The following is a 1,604-nucleotide window of genomic DNA, read 5'->3' as shown; positions in this document are numbered from 1 at the left end:
CTGCACGCGCGAACTGCGCTCCCTCGGCCAGCGCAAGGATCGCCGCCAAGCGATGCGCAATAACGTCGTGCATCTCACGAGCGGCCCGGAGCAGCACACGTCGGGCGCAACTGCTCGCGGAGCGGGATGCTGCGAGAGCCGAGCACGCAGTCGCGATCGAGCAAGAGCGTCTCCGGGCCGCTCGTGAGATGCACGACGTTATTGCGCATCGCTTGGCGGCGATCCTTGCGCTGGCCGAGGGAGCGCAGTTCGCGCGTGCAGCGTCGAGCTCCGCGACCGAACAGGTCGCCGCAGCACTCGAGAGCATCGGAGCGCTCGGCCGTGATGCTCTCAGCGAGACTCGTGGGTTCCTCAGCGGGCTGCGCACTGCCGGGAACGTGTCGCCGACGAATCCAGACGAGCTCTTACTCAGGCTCCGGGAGATTAGCCCACGTGTGGGCGCTGACGCAGACCGGTCTGGCGGATGACGAGAGCAGACCCTCGACACCGCTCCTGGTCCCCTACCCGGGCCCATGGGCACCGGTCTTGCCGATATCAACGACGAGGTCTGCGCAGCGCGGCAAAGAGTTGCAATGCCGCCGTCATGGCCCGCCTCCGAGCGAGGCTGAAGAGCCAGCGTCCGCGCCGTCGGGCGGACCTGAATCCCCAGCTGCTGAGCGAGCGCCGCCCCAGGGAACACCTTCGACACTCAGTCCGAGGCTGAACAGCATCGACACGACGCGCGGGATCCTGTTGCCAATCGTGACCGGGACGGCCCGCCCTGGCAGCTCGGTGATGGTGACTGTCGGCGACGTAGTCACCTCAGTTCAGGCAGACGCCGAAGGGAAGTGGTTGACGCCGCCAGTTTCGGTTAGAGCCGGAAGCCACGCGGTGTAGGCCGACTCAGACGGTCAACGCACCGCAACATGGCGTGTGACGATCACCGCTCCTCTTGGACGGGATGCTTGGTTCGGGCCGCCGGAGCCAGGGAACTCCGGCGGCCCGCCCAGGAGCACAACAAAGTTGCCGCTCACTGGGCGAGAGGCAAGGCTCGACTTGCGCTCTCACTTCCTTCAGACGGCGGCTCGAGCAGTTGATGACGCGGGTACGGGCACGAAGTTCGGGGCAGTTCGCCGCGCCTTGTGGTGCCACGACTTCGCAAGGCACGGTCGAGCTGACGTCCGAGCCCCTGCGCTGCTGCCCCTCGCGGTGGGCACGCTCGGCGCGACCGGGCTCGGTGCCTTCGTCACTTCGGGCGAATCCGCCCATGCGGACACGCTCACCGCTCACCGGTCGTCGGTTGAGCCAGGCTCTCGCCGCAGACGTTCCGGTCTCCTCCTCGTTTCAGGAGCAGTCGTAGCCGTGATCTTGATCGGGGCAGGTGTCGGTTTCGCTGTTGACGGGCATCAGCCGAATGGCACGCCCGAAATCGCGTCAACCCCGACGGCGGCTCACCCCTCGCCCTCGCCCTCGTCGTCCGGGCGACCGACATCGCCACCGACGAACAAAGCCACCGACAGCCCGGCTCCTGCCGCCTCCCCGACCTCGGAGCCGCCTGTGGCCGGCAAGCCAGACCGGCCGCAGGGAAAGGCGTCGTCTGCCCCCACCTCCGAGCCTGTTCCGAC

The 1,604-nt window shown here is 67.6% G+C and carries 1 protein-coding gene; it reads left to right on the top strand.

The genetic code is table 11. The annotated features are described in order from the left end of the window. On the top strand, positions 1-467 hold a 467-nt coding region (locus BACI9J_RS24540; RefSeq protein WP_236558885.1), incomplete at its 5' end, for a histidine kinase. Positions 468-1,604: the final 1,137 nt, after the last annotated feature.

This window comes from Arthrobacter sp. 9V (assembly GCF_902506065.1).
Classification (GTDB): domain Bacteria; phylum Actinomycetota; class Actinomycetes; order Actinomycetales; family Micrococcaceae; genus Arthrobacter.
The sequence above is the reverse complement of the archived record's forward strand: the minus strand, read 5'-3'. Positions and strand labels throughout refer to the sequence as shown.